Source organism: Phytopseudomonas straminea, assembly GCF_900112645.1.
In the GTDB taxonomy this organism is placed as follows: domain Bacteria; phylum Pseudomonadota; class Gammaproteobacteria; order Pseudomonadales; family Pseudomonadaceae; genus Aquipseudomonas; species Aquipseudomonas straminea.
In genome coordinates, this window is the sequence record NZ_FOMO01000016.1 from 33202 (window position 1) to 48800 (window position 15599).

The following is a 15599-nucleotide window of genomic DNA, read 5'->3' on the forward strand; positions in this document are numbered from 1 at the left end:
GTGGTCCTGCCGGTCCCCCCGCAACGATTACCCGTGAACCTGGTCAGATCCGGAAGGAAGCAGCCACAGCGGGAACATTGTGTGCCGGGGTGTGGCTGGCAGGATCGCCTCCATCTCCAGGCCCGTTCGGGTCACTTGATTTTGAAATACAGCTTCGGCGCTCGGTACCTACCGCAGCGGCGTTTTCTGCTGTCCGTCGTTTTTGTTCCTGCGAGTGATATTTCCCGTTGGCCATGGAAAAAGCCCGTCGCAGGGACGGGCAAAAGGGTGACACTGGAGAGGGTACGCTGGCTTACAGGATCGACAGCGGGTAGTTGAAGATCAGGCGGTTCTCGTCGAACTCGTTGTTGCTGAAGTCGCGGCGGATGCTCGCGTTACGCCAGCGCACGCTCAGGTTCTTGAAGGCGCCGTCCTGGATCACGTAGGCCAGCTCGGTCTCACGGCCCCATTCCTTGCCATCGTCGGTTGCAGCGGTATGCACGTTGCTGCCGCTGATGTAGCGGTTCATCAGGGTCAGGCCCGGGATACCGACACCGGCGAAGTTGAAGTCATGCCGTACCTGCCAGGATTTTTCCTTGGCATTGTCGTAGGACGAGTTGTAGCTGTCGTTAGCCAGGGTGCCGCCACTGGTGCCGTTGACGCGCATCCAGCCGGTGTCGCCGGTAACCTTCTGCAGGCCGACGTAGAAGGTGTTGCTGCCGTACTTGGCGGAGAACAGGCCCGAGTAGGTCTTGTTGTCCAGTTTGCCGGCGCGCGCGGAGCCGTCGTCTTCACCCTGGAAGTAGCCGAGATTGGCGCCGAGGGTCCAGTCGCCGATGGGCTGGCTGTGGGTTAGTTGCAGGTACTGCTGCTCGTAGACGTCCTTCAGCTCGGCGCCCCACAGACCGATCATGGTGCGGTCGCCGTTGAACTTGTACTCACCGCCGACGAAGTTGAAACGGTTGGAGTCATTGGCTGCGCTGTTGCCGTTTAGGAACATGTTTTCCATGCTGGCGTTGTTGCGTTCGCTGTTCTGGCGGAACTGGCCGCCGTACAGCGTCAGGCCGGCGATTTCGTTGGAGGTGACCTGCGCGCCTTCGAACGTTTGCGGGAGCGAGCGTCCATCGTCGGCACGCAGGATCGGCAGCACCGGCATCCATTCGCCGACCTTCAGTTCGGTTTTGGAAATTTTCGCCTTGGCAGCCAGCGCCAGACGACCGTAATCGTCAGCCGGGCGGCCGTCGTCATGACGGGGTAGCAGGCCAGTGCCGTAGGTGCCGCGACCACCATCGAGCTTGAGCGAAAGCATGCCCAGCGCATCGACCCCAAAGCCGACCACGCCCGGCGTGTAACCCGAGCGGGCATCGAGAATGAAGCTCTGGGTCCATTCCTCGGCCTTGCTCTGTGGCGCCGCCGCGCTCGGGCCCTCGGGATTGGTGAAGTTGCGGTTGATATAGAAGTTGCGCAGGTTCAGCGACACCTTGGCGTCGTCGACGAAGCCCTCGGCGTGGGCGCCCATTGGCAGGGCGAGAGCAACGCCGAGGGCCAGCAGCGAGGGGGCGAGCAAGCAGCGGCTGCGAACTACGGTTTCGATCGGTTTCATGACGATTTTCCTTTTCTCAGGACGCACGAGTCCTGCCGCCTGGGCGGAAGCGTTTTTCTGTCATCGATTGATGGAGTTGGCCCGACTGGGCGCTCCGCTACAGCACAGGCTGGGCAGTTTGCCTGCCCAGCCCGGTTATCAGGGTTGCTCGATACCCACGCTGTCCGGCGAGATCTCGATGGCCTTGGCCTTGTACATCGACCAGGCGGTGACCGACTGCCAGCGCTTGAGGAATTGCTCGGCTTCGGCGCCATTGAGGTTCAGGCTCTGGGCGCCGTAGTTCTTCAGGAAGCCCTGGAACTCTTCATTGGCCACGGCCTTGGAGTAGGCCTCGACCAGCTTCTGCTTGATGTCGTCCGGGGTGTCCTTGTGCACGAAGGCGCCCCAGAATGGGCCCCATGGCAGGTATTCGCCGATGTCAGGCAGGGCCTTGGTGATCGGTTCGACGCCCGGCAGCTCCGGCACTTCCTCGGCGGCCAGCACGGCCAGTGCCTTGAGCTTGCCGGAGCGCACCAGTTCTTGGGCGGCTGCCAGGCTCAGCGGCATGAAGTCGATGTGCTTGCCCATCAGCGCGGTGATGCCCGGGCCGTCGCCGCCAAAGGTTACTTCACGCACCTTCAGCTCGCCGACGGCGTTGACCATGGCGTGGACGGTGCTCGGCAGGCCGCCAGCGCCGGTGGAGCCCATGCGCAAGGTGTCCGGCTTTTCCTTGGCGGCGGCCAGCAGCTCGGCCATGGAGTTGAACGGGCTGTCGGCGTTGGTGGCGATCACCACAACGTTCTGGCCAATGATGTTGACCGGGTAGAAATCGCTGTAGTCGAACTTGGCCAGGCCGAGCACCGGATACAGCTGCGGGTTTTCGGCGCCGAGCAGCAGGGTGTAGCCGTTGGGTTTCTGCTGCATCACGTAGCTGCTGCCGATCACGGCGGTGCCGCCGGGGCGGTTGTTGAGGATCAGCTTGGTGCCCAGTTCCTTCTCGACGTAGGGCGCCAGGCTGCGCATCACGTTATCGGTGGCACCGCCGGCACCCCAGGGAATTACTGCCTGGATGCTGCGTTCCGGGTATTCGGCATGGGCGGGCAGGGCGAGCGTCAGTGCACTAAGGGAAAATGCGACGCCGGTAAGTAGTTGCTTGAGCATGTTGGAGACTCTCCATTGGTTGTTTTTATATATCCGTTTCCGGGCATGCGTGACGCGGTGTATCAAGGTTGAACCGAAGCGGCCTTGCGCTTGTGTTTGAGCCAGCCGAACAGCGGCGTGTTGCTCAGTAGCACCAGCACCAGGGCGCTGGTGAGAATCAGCGACAGCGGGCTGCTGACCAGCTCGCCGAGCAGCTCGACCGGGTTGTCGCCGACCGAGGCCATGGCCTGGCGGTAGGAGCTGTCCATCAGCGGGCCGAGGATCACGCCAAGGATGATCGGCCCCATCTGGAAGCCGAACGCTTTGAGGAAATAGCCGAGCAGGCCGAAACCAAGCATCCAGTACACCTCGGTCATGCTGCTGTTCAGCGAGTAGGAGCCGACGGTGCAGAGCACCAGGATCAGCGGAATCAGCACGGCCTTGGGCAGCTCGACGACCTTGGCGAACAGCTTGATACCCATCAGCCCGAAGATCAGCAGGAAGATGTTGGCCAGCGCCAGGTTGCCGACAGTGAACCAGAAGATGTGCGGGTTCTCGACCATCAGCATCGGGCCGGGGTTGAGGCCGTGGATCACCAGCGCGCCGATGATCACCGCGGTGACCGCGTCGCCCGGCATGCCGAGCGTCAGCATCGGCACGTAGGCGCTGCCGACGGCAGCGCTGTTGGCGGTTTCCGGTGCCACCAGGCCTTCGTAGGCGCCTTCACCGAACGGGCTGGTCGGGTTCTTGACCGTGCGCTTGGCATGGTCGTAGGCGAGCAGAGCGGCGATCTCGCCGCCGACGCCAGGCAGCACGCCGACCAGCACGCCGATGATCGAAGTACGCAGCGACAGCGGCAGGAACTTGAGCACCATCGCCACCGACGGAATGATCTTGTCGACCTTCTGCTTGACCGCCTGGGTGCTGAGGTTGTGCAGCTGGAAGAGCGCTTCGGCGACGCCGAACAGGCCGATCATCACCACCACGTAGTGAATGCCGCCCATCAGCTCCATCTGGCCCATGGTGAAGCGCCCTTCGGCGGTGACCGGGTCCATGCCGACCATGCCGATGATCGCGCCCAGCGCAACCGCGAAGATGCCCTTTGCCAGGCTGCCCTCGGCAAGGCTGCCGACCAGCATCAGGCCGATGGCGGCGATCAGGAAGTAGTCGCGGGGCGCGAACTGCAGCGCCAGGTCGCCGAGTATCGGTGCCGCCAAAGCCAGTACCCCTGTACCGACCAGCCCGCCGATCACCGACATCACCGTGCTCAGGCCGATGGCGCGACCGGCCTCGCCACGCTTGGCCAGCGGGTAACCGTCGAACGAGGTGGCCACCGAAGAAGGGCCGCCGGGGATGTTCAGCAGGATGGCGCTGCGCGCGCCACCGTATACGCCGCCGATGAAGATGCCGACGATCAGCGCCAGGGCGTCGTTGACGTCCCAGGAGAAGGTGAACGAGACGAGGATGGACACCGCCATCGTCACCGAGAGGCCGGGAATGGCACCGATGTAGATGCCGGCGAAGGTGCCGAGCGCCGTCAGCATCAGCAGGTTGGGGTCCATCCAGGCCATCAGCAGGTAGGAAAAGGTATCGCTCATGGAAGTCTCGTCTCAGGGCAGGTAGACGCTGAACGCCAGGGTGAACAGGAGGTAGATGGCCAGCACCGAGATGCCGCTGGCCACCAGGGCTGAAAGCACCTTGCCGCGCCGCAGGTAGACGATGGAGAGCATCAGGAAGGCGAAGGTGCTGACGTAGAAGCTCGCCCATTGAATGACGGCCAGGTAGGCCACCGAGAGCAGGGTGAAGACTACGATGTGGCGTGGGAAGTGCTCGTGGCTGAAACGCTTGGCCGAGGCCGCCCAGCTCTCGCCGTGAGTCGGCTTGCCGCGTAATTCCCAGAGCACTCGCACGGCGGCGATCAGCAGCACGGCACCGGCCCCCAGGGGGAAGGCGCCGGGCGAACTGATCGAGGAGAACCCGGAAATCAGATAGGCCTGATAGAGAACGAACAGGCTGAAGACCACCAGCAGGATGCAGAAGGTGCGCTCACCCACCGGTACTTTTTTCGATGTACTCATGACTCACTCCAAGATGCAGCCGTGCTGCCCGCGTTGGAAAACCGCTCAGGCGCGTGTGCCGGGTTGGCGAATCGGCGCGTGGGTAGGGCGCTGGGGCGTCTGGAAAGTGAGCATGTCGAGGGCCGCCGGCGCGAAGGACGAGGCGGCGTCGCTGTGCGTATTGGCCAGGGAGCGAATGGCGCTCAGGCTGATCTGCCGGGCGCGGGTGAACACAGTGTTGAGCTGTGGCATGGCGTGACCTTCTTATATTTATAGGTAAGGCATTTTTTTCGTGAGTGGCGCTGGCAAAACCGGCATGTCTCACGCAAGTGCTGGGAATACTGTGTGGTGATGCGGGCTATTTCAATTCACCAAATCGGTTCCTGTTCGATAACCGAACAAGAACGAACCAGTTAGTACAAATAGCCGGTCTGGATTATGGCCTCATGTTCGGGCGCAGCCAACCCGCGGCGATCCCGACGGTGGCTGCGATGATTTCAGAATGTGGCGGTTCCGCCGGCACCGCTGGGTCTTTAGAATCGTGGCAAATTATTCGAGGGCATGACCATGGCTGGCAGCCAGATAGAACGGGCACTGAATCTTCTGGAGAGCCTGGCGGGTTCCGGTGATGTGCCGATGCAGACGCTGGCCGAGCAGCTGCAGATTCCCAAAAGCGCCACGCATCGCATGCTCGCCGAGCTGGTGCGCCTGGGTTACGTGCGCCAGGACGCCGATACCAGCCGTTATCGGCTCTCGACCAAGCTGGTCGCCCTGGGTTTTCGCTACCTGTCGGCCAGCGGCGCCGACATCGTGCAGCCGATTCTCGATCGCCTGGCCCGGCAAAGTGGCGAACTGGTGCGCCTGGGGGTGATCGAAGGCGAACGGCAGACCTGGATCGCCAAATCCCAGGGCGCGCGCTCCGGCCTGCGTTATGACCCCGACATGGGGCGTGACGCGCCGCTGCGCTATACCGCCTCCGGCCATGCCTGGCTGGCCAACCTGGCGGACGCCGACGCATTGGCGCTGGTGGCGCGCCAGCACATTCCCGACGACAGCGAGTTCGGCCCCAACGCGCCCCATGACGATGAAGCGCTGCTCGGTTACCTGCAGCGTGCCCGCGAGCGCGGCTATGCGACCGTGATGGAAACTTCCTCCCTGGGTACCTGCGCGCTGGCTGCGGTGGTCAGCCACCCGCAGCGAGGTGGCGTGATTGGCGTGCTGAGCATCGCCGGCCCCAGCGCGCGCATGCCCGGCGAACGCATGGAACAGCTTGCACCCTTGCTGCTGGAAGCGGCTGCCGAGCTGTCGTCAGCGAGCCAGGCATCGGACCTGTTCGTCTGAGTGGCCGATAACGTTCGATTAACGGCCGAGCGCTCCATCCGGAGTTGATTAAATGTAGAACTGAGTTCTAGATTGTTGTCGAGCGCTGCGCCTATAACAATCAGAAAAGGACTCATGTCTTGAACCCTTTGCGAATCGCCCTGATCGGCGCCGGCATCATGGGCCGGCAACACCTCAGTTATCTGCGCGAGCTGCCGCACGCCACTCTTTGCGCGATCGTCGATCCTACCGAGCAGGCCCGGCAGCTGGCCGCCGACCACGGGGTACCGTGTTTCGATGAACTACAGGGCCTGCTCGACAGCCACCTGGCCCAGGCGGTGATCATCGCCAATCCCAATGCGGCCCATGTGCCCACTGCGTTGCGCTGTATCGAGGCCGGCCTGCCGGCGCTGCTCGAGAAGCCGGTCGGTGTCAGCCTGCAGGAAGTGCGCGAACTGGTGGCTGCCGTGCAGCGCAGCGGCGTGCCGGTGCTCGTGGGTCACCACCGCCGCCACAATCCGCTGATCGGCAAGGCGCGGGAGTTGATGCAGCAGGGCGTCTTGGGGCGACTCACCACGGTGACGGCGCTCTGGCAACTGCAGAAGCCGGACAGCTATTACGACGTGCCTTGGCGGCGCGAGCCCGGCGCGGGGATGCTGCTGACCAACCTGATCCATGATCTGGATCTGCTGCGCTACCTGTGTGGCGAGGTGGACCAGGTTCAGGCCCTCACCAGCAACGCCGTGCGCGGCTTCGCCAACGAGGACGGCGCGGCGATTATCCTGCGCTTCGCCAATGGTGCGCTGGGTAGCCTGACCGGCTCAGACGCGGCGGCGGCTCCCTGGAGCTGGGAGCTCAGCGCCGGGGAAAACCCTGTGTATCCACGGCAGCCCGATCAGCCGTGCTACCTGCTGGCCGGCACCGCAGGTTCGCTGAGCATCCCGCAGCTGCGTTACTGGTCGTACGCTTCGCCAGGCGCTGGCTGGCACGAGCCCTTGCAGAGCGCGGAGCAATCGTACGAGGCTGCTCCCGCATTGCTGTTGCAGCTCAGGCACTTCATCGAGGTTGCGCGGGGTGAAGCACTGCCGCTGGTCAGTGCAGCCGATGCCGGGCGCACCCTGGCGCTGTATGACGCCATCTGCCGCGCCGCCGAGCAGGGCTGCGCCACCGTACCCGAATCCGTCTGAGCCAACGTCCATTCATGGGCCTCGGCCTGGAGAGAGATCGATGCACACCCACGAACGTCCGATGTCCCTGGCAAGCCTGACCGTCCTCGAGCTCGCGCCCCCGCATATGGTCGAGGTGGCTGCCCGAACGGGCTACAGTCATGTCGGCCTGCGCCTGATTCCCGCCACCGAGGAGGAACACCACTTCGCGCTGGTGGCCGACGCGGATCTGCGCCGGCAGACGCTCAGGCGGCTGCGCGACACCGGCATCGGCGTACTCGACGTCGAGATCCTGCGGCTCAAACCCCATACACGCTGCAGCGATTTCGAGACGGTGCTGGAGGTTGGCGCCGAGTTCGGTGCGCGTGAGGTGCTGGTCGCCGGCAACGACCCGGATGAAGCGCGGCTGACCGACAATTTCAGCGAATTGTGCGACCGCGCCATGGCGTACGGTTTGCGGCCCCATCTGGAATTCATGCCTTGGACCAACGTTGCCGATCTCGCACAGGCAGTGCGTATCGTGCGTCAGGCCGGCCGCGACAACGGCGGCGTGCTGGTCGACGCCTTCCATTTCAATCGCTCGGGGTCGCGCCTCGACGAGTTGCAGCAGGTGGAACCATCATGGCTGGGTTATGCCCAACTGTGCGACGTGGCCGGGCCGCGGCCGCACGATATGGCGGAGATTCTGCGCCAGGCGCGTAACGAGCGGCGTTTTCCCGGTGACGGTGATTGTGACTTGCCGGGGCTGTTGCGCTGTCTACCGGCCAATGTTCCGTTGAGTCTGGAAATCCCCACCCGGCAGGTGAAGGATCCGACGCAGCGGGCGCAGATGGCTATCGATAAGGCTTGGGCGCTGTTGAAACGTCTCGACCTGTCGGCATAGCCCATACTGAATCCGCAATGGCGGCAGACCGCACATATAGTTAGTTTGCTACCGATAATGACGTCTGGATCACGAGAATTCCCATGAGCACCCCGAGTTCGCTGTCAGGCGTCAATCATCCCTTGAAGGGCATCGCCCTGGTGGTGCTGGCGACCTTTCTGTTCGCCAGCCACGACGCGCTGTCCAAGTACCTTTCCGGCATCTACCCGGTGATCATGGTGGTGTGGGCGCGCTATGTGGTGCACACGCTCCTGATGGCCGGCATCTTCCTGCCGCAGTCGGGGTTGCGCGTGCTGCGCAGCAAACGGCCGGGGTTGCAGGCGTTGCGGGCGATCTGCCTTTTGGGCTGCAGCCTGTTCTTCACCACCGGCCTCTTGTACATCCCGCTGGCCGAGGCCACGGCGGTAAACTTCCTGGCGCCGCTGCTGGTTACCGCGCTGTCGGTGCCGTTGCTCAAGGAGCGTGTCAGCCGGGGGCAATGGGCGGCGGTGCTGGTGGGTTTCGTGGGCGTACTGATCATCGTGCATCCTGGCGGCGACCTGTTCACCCCGGCCGTGCTGCTGCCGCTCTGTTCGGCAAGCTGCTTCGCCGCCTACCAGATACTCACGCGCCTGCTCAGCCAGTACGACACGCCGACCACCAGCAACTTCTTCACCGGCCTGCTCAATACCTTGCTGATGAGCTGCCTGGTGCCGTTCTTCTGGCAACTGCCGCAGTGGCAACACTTGCCGCTGATGCTGGCGCTCGGTGCGTGCGGTATGTTCGCTCACCTGCTGCTGACCAAGGCCTTCCGCCACGCCGCGCCGGCGCTGCTGGCGCCGTTCGGTTATTGCCAGATCGTCTTCGCCGGCCTGCTGGGGCTGATCATTTTCGGCCACGACCCAGAGGCGAGTGCCAAGGTGGGTATCGCCATCATCTGTCTCAGCGGGCTGGCGGCCGCCTATCAGCAACGCAGAAAGCGCTAAAATTTCAGCCCCCGGAAATACAAGAAGGCCCGTTAAGGGCCTTCTCTTTTACGTCTGCCTGATTAGTGGCTGGCTTCGTTCACGCTGTTCTGGCGAGCGGCGTCGTACTCGGCCTTGTCCATCGGCTTGGCGCCGGGTTTGCCCAGTTCGCTCATCGGAACGCGGTAGGTTTCCGGCGCGATGAAGGCGGCGAGGGCGCACAGGCAGGTGATGCCGAATGCCAGGCCGCCGATCAGCCATGGAATGTTGTCCGAGCCGGGCGGTGCGACCAGGGCAAACAACGCAGGCAGCATGGCGGTGAGCATGGTGCCGATGTTCTGGGCGATGGCCATGGCCGACACGCGGTAGCGGGTCTGGAACAGCTCCGGGTAGAAGCTCGGGAACACCGCGTTGTAGCCCTGGTAGACCACGCCCCACATCAGCAGCGACATGATGAACGCCAGCGGCACGTTGCTGATGCTGATCGCATACAGGTAGCCGAACGCCAGCAGGCCAGAGCCCAGCGCGCCGGTGATCATGGTCGGGCGGCGGCCGATTTTGTCGGAGAGGTTGCCCACGAACGGAATCACCAGAACCGCGACGATGTTGCCCACCACCGGAATCCACAGATAGACGCTCTTGTCGAAGCCGATCCCGTAGGCGGGTTGCACGGCATAAGCGCCACCGAAGATGGTCGCCACCACCGGAATCACGTTCATCAGCGCCATGACCATGACCAGGAACATGGTCCGCCAGCTGGTGCTGAATGCTTCGGAAATCGGTGACTTGGCGATCTTCTGCTTGTTCTCTTCGTTGACGAAGGCCGGCGTTTCGTGAACCTCGCGACGGATGATGAAACCCGCCAGCAGTACGAAGGCACTGAGCAGGAACGGGATCCGCCAGCCCCAGTCGTTGAACGCCTCGCTCGGCATGAAGTAGGCGAGCGGCAGGAACACCGCAGCGGCGAGCACCTGGCCGGCCTGCACGCCTTGCAGCGTGAAGCTGGCGTAGAAGCCTCTTCGTCCGAAGGGCGCATGCTCGAGAATCATCGAGCTGGCGCCGGAGATCTCACCGGCTACCGCGAAGCCCTGGATCAGGCGCAGCACGACCAGCATGGCCGGAGCCAGCAGACCGATATCGTGGTAGGTCGGCAGCAGGCCGACGGCCATTGTGGAGATGCCCATCAGGAACATGCATAGCAGCAGCACGTTCTTGCGACCACGGGTGTCGCCCCAATGGCCGAGCACGAATGCACCTACCGGGCGCGCCAGGTAGCCGACGCCGTAGGTTGCCAGCGAGGCGACGATGGCCATCTTCGGATCGGTGTTGGGAAAGAAGATCTGCGGGAAGATCAGCGCCGCGGCCTGGGCGTAGATGAAGAAATCGTAGTACTCCAGCGCTGAACCGACCCAGCCGCTGGCAGTGGCTTTCTTGGCTTGTGAAGTTGAGGGCTTAGCCATCATGGTCTCCGTTGTTATTAGAGCGCCGAGCGAAGCGGCAACTGGGTGCGGCTTGGCCACAGCGTGTGGGGACCGGCCTTGTGGATGGCACCGGTCGACCCGCTTTCAGGATTATCGAGCGGAGTGTCGCGAGTCAGGGTTGGACGTGCGCAGACGCAGTTGGCCGGGTGGGTGCCAAAAAGCGTGCGAATGGTATGCGGGTATGCAGGGGCTGGGAAGTGAGCATGGGCGTACTCTTATTGAAATTGTTATGGATGGAGCCGGGTTGTTTGCTGGTCGCGGCGGAAGGGTTTCCGTCACTGCAGTGGGAAACATGGTGTTGCAAGTCGTGAAATAGCGTCAATTCGATAAACGGCCTAGTGTTCGATAATCGCACGAAATACTAACTAGTTCGTACACTTTGAATTGCCGCTTCCCGCGAGCGCACGAATAATCGCTGCAGGCCTCAAGAAATGGCATAAGGGGATTGAACGGCCTGGTAAACCCCAGGCTCGAACGCCTCGTCGGCTACGCTTCTGGTGCCGGGCCCAGGTCATTACACGATCCGTAGAGATCGTTATCTACAAGGAGCTGAAGTATGCATCGCTCGATCGCCACCGTCTCGCTGAGCGGCACCCTGCCCGAGAAACTCGAAGCCATCGCCGCTGCCGGCTTCGACGGCGTGGAAATCTTCGAGAACGACCTGCTGTACTACGCGGGCAGCCCGCGCGACGTGCGCAAGATGTGCGCCGATCTGGGCATCGCCATCACCCTGTTTCAGCCGTTTCGTGATTTCGAAGGCTGCCGCCGCGACCGGCTGCAACGCAACCTGGACCGTGCGGAGCGCAAGTTCGACCTGATGCAGGAGCTTGGCACCGATCTGGTGCTGGTATGCAGCAACGTGGCTGCCGACTCGCTCGGTGATGAAGAGATTCTCGTCGACGACCTGCGTCTGCTGGGCGAGCGCGCCGGCGCACGGGGCCTGCGTATCGGTTACGAGGCACTGGCCTGGGGCCGCCACGTCAATACTTACCAGCAGGTCTGGAACCTGGTTCGCCAGGCCGATCATGCCGCGGTCGGGGTGATTCTCGACAGCTTCCACACCTTGTCGCTCAAGGGTGACCCGGCAGCCATCGCCGAGATCCCTGGCGACAAGATCTTTTTCGTGCAGATGGCCGATGCGCCGATTCTGGCCATGGACGTGCTGGAATGGAGCCGCCACTTCCGTTGCTTCCCGGGGCAGGGCGAGTTCGACCTGCCAGGCTTTCTGGCGCCGATCATCCGCACCGGCTACACCGGCCCGCTGTCGCTGGAAATCTTCAACGATGGCTTCCGCGCCGCGCCGCCACGCGCCAATGCGGTCGACGGGCTGCGCTCACTTCTTTATCTGGAAGAGAAGACCCGGCAACTGCTGGCGACCGATGCCAAGGCGCCGAACCTCGATCTGCTGTTCGACACACCGCCAGCCAGTCGCTATCACGGTGTCGAGTTCCTCGAGTTCGCCGTCGACGAGGCTGCCGGCGCCAAGCTGTCGGGCTGGTTGCAGCGCCTGGGTTTCGCCAAGGCAGGCGAGCATCGCTCCAAGGACGTCAGCCTGCTGCGTCAGGGCGACATCAACATCGTGCTCAATGCCGAACCCTATTCGTTCGCCCACGGTTTCTTCGAGGCCCACGGCCCGTCGCTGTGCGCCACCGCACTGAAGGTCAAGGACGGTACGACGGCATTGCAGCGCGCCCTAGATTACCGTGGCCACCCCTATCGCGGTCTGGTCGGGCCGAACGAGCGCGAGATTCCGGCGATGCGCGCGCCCGATGGCAGCCTCATCTACCTGGTCGACCAGGCCGAAGCAGGGCAGACCATCTACGACAGCGACTTCAAGCTGGACCCCGCTGCGGCTCCGGCCGGTAGCCTGCAGCGTATCGACCACATGGCGCTGGCGCTGCCGGCGGACAGCCTCGACAGTTGGGTGCTGTTCTACAAGAGCCTGCTGGACTTCGAGGCCGACGACGAAGTGGTGCTGCCCGATCCCTATGGCCTGGTGAAGAGTCGGGCGCTGCGCAGCCGCTGCAGCTCTGTGCGCCTGCCACTGAACATTTCGGAGAACCGCAATACCGCCATCGCCCATGCGCTGTCCAGCTACCGGGGTTCCGGCGTGCATCACATCGCGTTTTCCTGCGAGGACATCTTCAAGGAAGTCGAGCGGGCCAAGGAGGCGGGCGTGCCGCTTTTGGACATCCCGCTCAACTACTATGACGATCTCGCCGCGCGCTTCGATTTCGACGACGAGTTCCTCAGCGAACTGGCTTATTACAACGTGCTTTACGACCGCGATGCCCAGGGCGGTGAGCTGTTCCACGTGTACACCGAGGCGTTCGAGGAGCGCTTCTTCTTCGAGATCATTCAACGCAAGAATGGCTACGTCGGCTACGGTGCTGCCAACGTTGCGGTGCGTCTGGCTGCCATGGCCAAGGCACGCAGTGGTGTGACGCGGCAGGCGAAGCTGTAAGCTGTACTCAGGCGGATGCGTACCACAGGTCGCATCCGCTTTTCGTTTGTAGTGATAACAAGAACGCCATGATGAGTGATTCCATGACCGCTACCCTCGAGCCTGCGAGCCAAGAACAGGCCGCAGCGCCGCGCAAGCCACGCAAGAACAATCCGGAGAAAACCCGGGAAAATATCCTGCAGGCCGCCATCACCGAATTCGTCCGCCAGGGGCTCTCGGGTGCCCGGGTCGATGCCATCGCCGAGCGCACGGCAACTTCCAAGCGCATGATCTATTACTACTTCGGCAGCAAGGAGCAGCTTTATCTCGAAGTGCTCTCGAAGTTGTACGGTGATATCCGCAGTACCGAGCGCCGTCTGCACCTCGACGAGCTGCCAGCACCCGACGCCATTCGCCGCCTGGTGGAGTTCACCTTCGACCACCATGATCGCAACTCGGATTTCGTGCGCATCGTCAGCATCGAGAACATTCACTACGGCGAGTACGTCAAGCAGTCCCCGGAAATCCGCCGGATGAGCAACGTGGTGCTGCTGACGCTGGGCGAAACCCTCAAGCGTGGCGAGAAGGAAGGGCTGTTTCGCGAGGGGCTCGATACCCTGGACGTACACATGCTGATCAGTTCGTTCTGCTTCTACCGCGTCTCGAACCGGCATACCTTCGGAGAGATCTTCCAGATCGACCTGCCGGACGAACAGGTCAAGCAGCGCCACAAGACGATGATCTGCGAAGCGGTACTGCGCTATATCACGCGTTGAGCGTGTCATCGCCTGAACGTATCACTCATTGAGCTTAGGCCGACTCATCGCTGAGTCGGCCCGGTGGCATCAACCGTTCATGCTATGGAAGTGATCAAGCATCCGCTTTGCATCGGCTTGGGCATCGCTGAACAGTTCGAATGCCTTCACGGCCTGGAAGACTGCCATGTTGCCGCCGTCCAGGGTTCGGCAGCCGATGGCACGCGCTTCGCGCAGCAGTTCGGTTTCCAGTGGGAAGTAGACGATCTCCGCGACCCATAATTCTTTGCGCAGCAGCGCCTTGGGTACCGGCATGCCGGGCAGTTTAGCCATGCCCATCGGTGTGGTGTTGACCAGACCATCTGCGGCGGCCATCGCCGAGCTCAGGTCGTCGCCGGCCTGGGCACGTGGCGAGCCGAAGTGCTCGTTGAGGTTGCTTGCCAGGGCCTGGGCGCGTTCGGGCTCGACGTCGAAGATGCTCAGCTGTTCGACGCCCTCACTCAACAAGGCATGAGCGACCGCGGCGCCGGCGCCTCCAGCGCCCATCTGCACCACGCGTCGACGGGCGACGTCACCCAGGCCGCGTTTAAATCCTTCGGAAAAACCGAGGCAGTCGGTGTTGTGACCGATGCGTTTGCCATCCTTGAACACGACCGTGTTGACCGCGCCGATGCCCCTTGCTTCGTCGGAGAGTTCATCGAGCAGCGGAATGATCGCCTGTTTGCAGGGAAAGGTGATGTTGAGCCCGGTAAAGCTCATGCGCTCGGCGGCGCTGAGCAGATCGGGGAGGGCGCTGATGCCGAGCTTCAACTGGTCCAGGTCGATCAGCCTATATAGGTAGCGAATCCCCTGGGCATCGCCTTCATGCTCGTGCATGGCTGGGGTACGGGACGCTTGGATGCCGGCACCGATGAGGCCGGCGAGAATGCTTTTGCTGGAAGTCATGACGGCCTTATTCCTTGACCAGGTGGCTGAAGTGCTGGAGTGCAGCGCGATAGCCGCCGCTGCCCAAACCACAGATCACGCCAAGCGCGACAGGGGAAACGAAGGAGTGATGGCGGAAGGTCTCCCGCTTGTGAACGTTGGAGAGGTGCACTTCTATGACCGGTAGCTCGCAGGCAACCAGCGCATCGCGAATGGCGACGGACGTATGCGTCCAGGCCGCCGGGTTGATCACGATGCCCGCGCAGCGGCCGCGTGCCTTGTGAATCCAGTCGATCAGCTCGGCTTCATGGTTGGTCTGGCGGAATTCGGTGGTCAGGCCAAGGGCTTCAGCGGTGTTCGCGCAAAGCCTGGAGATATCGGCCAGGGTTTCGTGGCCGTAGGTGACCGGCTCACGGGTGCCGAGCATATTCAGGTTCGGGCCGTTGAGGATCAGAATGATGGGAGCCATGGTGCTTCCTGTTGTTATTGTGGAATCAGCCTGAGGCGGCTTCAGTAAAAATGTACTAACTGGTTAATTAGGTCAATCCAGCTATCTATATAAAGCAGCCAAAGCGTTCGATTATCGCGCTACGGCCGATTTCGCAAGAAAGTGAAATAACCCCTTGACCTGAGTTTCGAGGGGCCTATAATGCGCACCACTTCCGGCGCAGTCTGATCTGAAAACTCTTTGTAGATCAACGAGTTAGACGAAGATAAAGGTTGCACGGACGGCGAATTCGAGTAGAATGCGCCGGCATCGACAGGGCGGTTTGAGTGGTTCTGTGGATGGTTCGGTCAGGTTGATCGAAGGCGGTAAATGAGGGTGTTGACAGCGGTTTGTAACGCTGTAGAATGCGCCTCCCGCTGGAGAGAAGATGGTCTGGTCGGGCGCTGCAAGGTGTTGAGAAGAAAGAAAAAATTCTTC

General features: G+C 62.3%; 15 protein-coding genes and 1 other RNA gene. 7 read left to right on the forward strand and 9 right to left on the reverse strand.

Translation table 11 applies throughout. The annotated features are described in order from the left end of the window. Nucleotides 1–7: 7 nt before the first annotated feature. An RNA gene (gene ffs / locus BM279_RS22825) (signal recognition particle sRNA small type) lies at nt 8–104 on the forward strand. Nucleotides 105–292: 188 nt separating this feature from the next. Here ffs and BM279_RS22830 read toward each other — a convergent pair. From BM279_RS22830 to BM279_RS22850, 5 genes are all read right to left on the reverse strand, one after another. Next, the gene (locus BM279_RS22830; RefSeq protein WP_372239586.1) at nt 293–1498 is read right to left on the reverse strand and encodes an OprD family porin; all 1206 of its coding nucleotides are present in this window, start codon (nt 1496–1498) and stop codon (nt 293–295) included. A 222-nt stretch (nt 1499–1720) separates the two neighbouring features. Then, complete coding sequence (locus BM279_RS22835) at nt 1721–2722, reverse strand: tripartite tricarboxylate transporter substrate binding protein (protein WP_093507671.1); 1002 nt, start codon at nt 2720–2722, stop codon at nt 1721–1723. Nucleotides 2723–2784: 62 nt separating this feature from the next. Then, a complete protein-coding gene (locus tag BM279_RS22840) occupies nt 2785–4299 on the reverse strand; it encodes a tripartite tricarboxylate transporter permease (protein ID WP_093507673.1) in 1515 nt (504 codons plus the stop codon). A 12-nt stretch (nt 4300–4311) separates the two neighbouring features. Further along, a complete protein-coding gene (locus BM279_RS22845) occupies nt 4312–4779 on the reverse strand; it encodes a tripartite tricarboxylate transporter TctB family protein (protein ID WP_075935114.1) in 468 nt (155 codons plus the stop codon). A gap of 45 nt (nt 4780–4824) precedes the next feature. Continuing rightward, nucleotides 4825–5010: a hypothetical protein gene (locus tag BM279_RS22850; protein ID WP_093507675.1), complete on the reverse strand. Its 186-nt coding sequence runs from the start codon at nt 5008–5010 to the stop codon at nt 4825–4827. 315 nt (nt 5011–5325) lie between these two features. On the opposite strand from BM279_RS22850, the gene BM279_RS22855 reads away from it, so the two are divergent. From BM279_RS22855 to BM279_RS22870, 4 genes are all read left to right on the forward strand, one after another. Next, nucleotides 5326–6099 carry an IclR family transcriptional regulator gene (locus BM279_RS22855; protein WP_093507691.1) on the forward strand — a complete coding sequence of 258 codons (774 nt, stop codon included), beginning with the start codon at nt 5326–5328 and terminating at the stop codon, nt 6097–6099. Between the two features lie 119 nt (nt 6100–6218). Further along, nucleotides 6219–7265, forward strand: coding sequence for a Gfo/Idh/MocA family protein (locus tag BM279_RS22860; RefSeq protein WP_093507677.1), 1047 nt, complete (start codon nt 6219–6221; stop codon nt 7263–7265). A gap of 40 nt (nt 7266–7305) precedes the next feature. After that, the gene (locus BM279_RS22865) at nt 7306–8127 is read left to right on the forward strand and encodes a sugar phosphate isomerase/epimerase family protein (protein WP_093507679.1); all 822 of its coding nucleotides are present in this window, start codon (nt 7306–7308) and stop codon (nt 8125–8127) included. 83 nt (nt 8128–8210) lie between these two features. Next, on the forward strand, nt 8211–9092 hold the full coding sequence (locus BM279_RS22870; RefSeq protein ID WP_075932747.1) for a DMT family transporter: 882 nt from the start codon (nt 8211–8213) through the stop codon (nt 9090–9092). 62 nt (nt 9093–9154) lie between these two features. On the opposite strand, the gene BM279_RS22875 is transcribed toward BM279_RS22870, so the two are convergent. After that, entirely contained in the window at nt 9155–10531 is a 1377-nt protein-coding gene (locus BM279_RS22875) for an MFS transporter (protein ID WP_093507681.1), read from the reverse strand. Between the two features lie 577 nt (nt 10532–11108). Between BM279_RS22875 and quiC the strand changes: the two genes are divergently transcribed. Together quiC and BM279_RS22885 are read left to right on the forward strand one after the other, a co-directional pair. Continuing rightward, nucleotides 11109–13016 (forward strand): 3-dehydroshikimate dehydratase QuiC, encoded by a 1908-nt coding sequence (quiC, locus tag BM279_RS22880; protein ID WP_093507683.1) that lies wholly within the window; start codon nt 11109–11111, stop codon nt 13014–13016. Between the two features lie 83 nt (nt 13017–13099). Then, nucleotides 13100–13771, forward strand: a complete 672-nt coding sequence (locus tag BM279_RS22885; protein ID WP_093507693.1) for a TetR/AcrR family transcriptional regulator — start codon at nt 13100–13102, stop codon at nt 13769–13771. 69 nt (nt 13772–13840) lie between these two features. Here BM279_RS22885 and BM279_RS22890 read toward each other — a convergent pair whose 3' ends face one another. The 3 genes from BM279_RS22890 to BM279_RS23485 form a co-directional block, all read right to left on the reverse strand. Then, a complete protein-coding gene (locus tag BM279_RS22890) occupies nt 13841–14695 on the reverse strand; it encodes a shikimate dehydrogenase (protein WP_093507685.1) in 855 nt (284 codons plus the stop codon). A 7-nt stretch (nt 14696–14702) separates the two neighbouring features. After that, nucleotides 14703–15143, reverse strand: coding sequence for a type II 3-dehydroquinate dehydratase (aroQ, locus tag BM279_RS22895; protein WP_093507687.1), 441 nt, complete (start codon nt 15141–15143; stop codon nt 14703–14705). Nucleotides 15144–15377: 234 nt separating this feature from the next. After that, on the reverse strand, nt 15378–15599 hold a 222-nt coding region (locus BM279_RS23485; protein ID WP_208604553.1), incomplete at its 5' end, for a hypothetical protein.

Excerpts from the sequence above, each read along its gene's own strand:
- BM279_RS22830 (WP_372239586.1), bottom strand. The coding sequence starts at position 1,498 with ATGGGCGCCCACGCCGAGGGCTTCGTCGACGACGCCAAGGTGTCGCTG.
- BM279_RS22835 (WP_093507671.1), bottom strand. The coding sequence starts at position 2,722 with ATGCTCAAGCAACTACTTACCGGCGTCGCATTTTCCCTTAGTGCACTG.
- BM279_RS22840 (WP_093507673.1), bottom strand. The coding sequence starts at position 4,299 with ATGAGCGATACCTTTTCCTACCTGCTGATGGCCTGGATGGACCCCAAC.
- BM279_RS22845 (WP_075935114.1), bottom strand. The coding sequence starts at position 4,779 with ATGAGTACATCGAAAAAAGTACCGGTGGGTGAGCGCACCTTCTGCATC.
- BM279_RS22850 (WP_093507675.1), bottom strand. The coding sequence starts at position 5,010 with ATGCCACAGCTCAACACTGTGTTCACCCGCGCCCGGCAGATCAGCCTG.
- BM279_RS22855 (WP_093507691.1), top strand. The coding sequence starts at position 5,326 with ATGGCTGGCAGCCAGATAGAACGGGCACTGAATCTTCTGGAGAGCCTG.
- BM279_RS22865 (WP_093507679.1), top strand. The coding sequence starts at position 7,306 with ATGCACACCCACGAACGTCCGATGTCCCTGGCAAGCCTGACCGTCCTC.
- BM279_RS22870 (WP_075932747.1), top strand. The coding sequence starts at position 8,211 with ATGAGCACCCCGAGTTCGCTGTCAGGCGTCAATCATCCCTTGAAGGGC.
- BM279_RS22875 (WP_093507681.1), bottom strand. The coding sequence starts at position 10,531 with ATGGCTAAGCCCTCAACTTCACAAGCCAAGAAAGCCACTGCCAGCGGC.
- quiC (WP_093507683.1), top strand. The coding sequence starts at position 11,109 with ATGCATCGCTCGATCGCCACCGTCTCGCTGAGCGGCACCCTGCCCGAG.
- BM279_RS22885 (WP_093507693.1), top strand. The coding sequence starts at position 13,100 with ATGACCGCTACCCTCGAGCCTGCGAGCCAAGAACAGGCCGCAGCGCCG.
- BM279_RS22890 (WP_093507685.1), bottom strand. The coding sequence starts at position 14,695 with ATGACTTCCAGCAAAAGCATTCTCGCCGGCCTCATCGGTGCCGGCATC.
- aroQ (WP_093507687.1), bottom strand. The coding sequence starts at position 15,143 with ATGGCTCCCATCATTCTGATCCTCAACGGCCCGAACCTGAATATGCTC.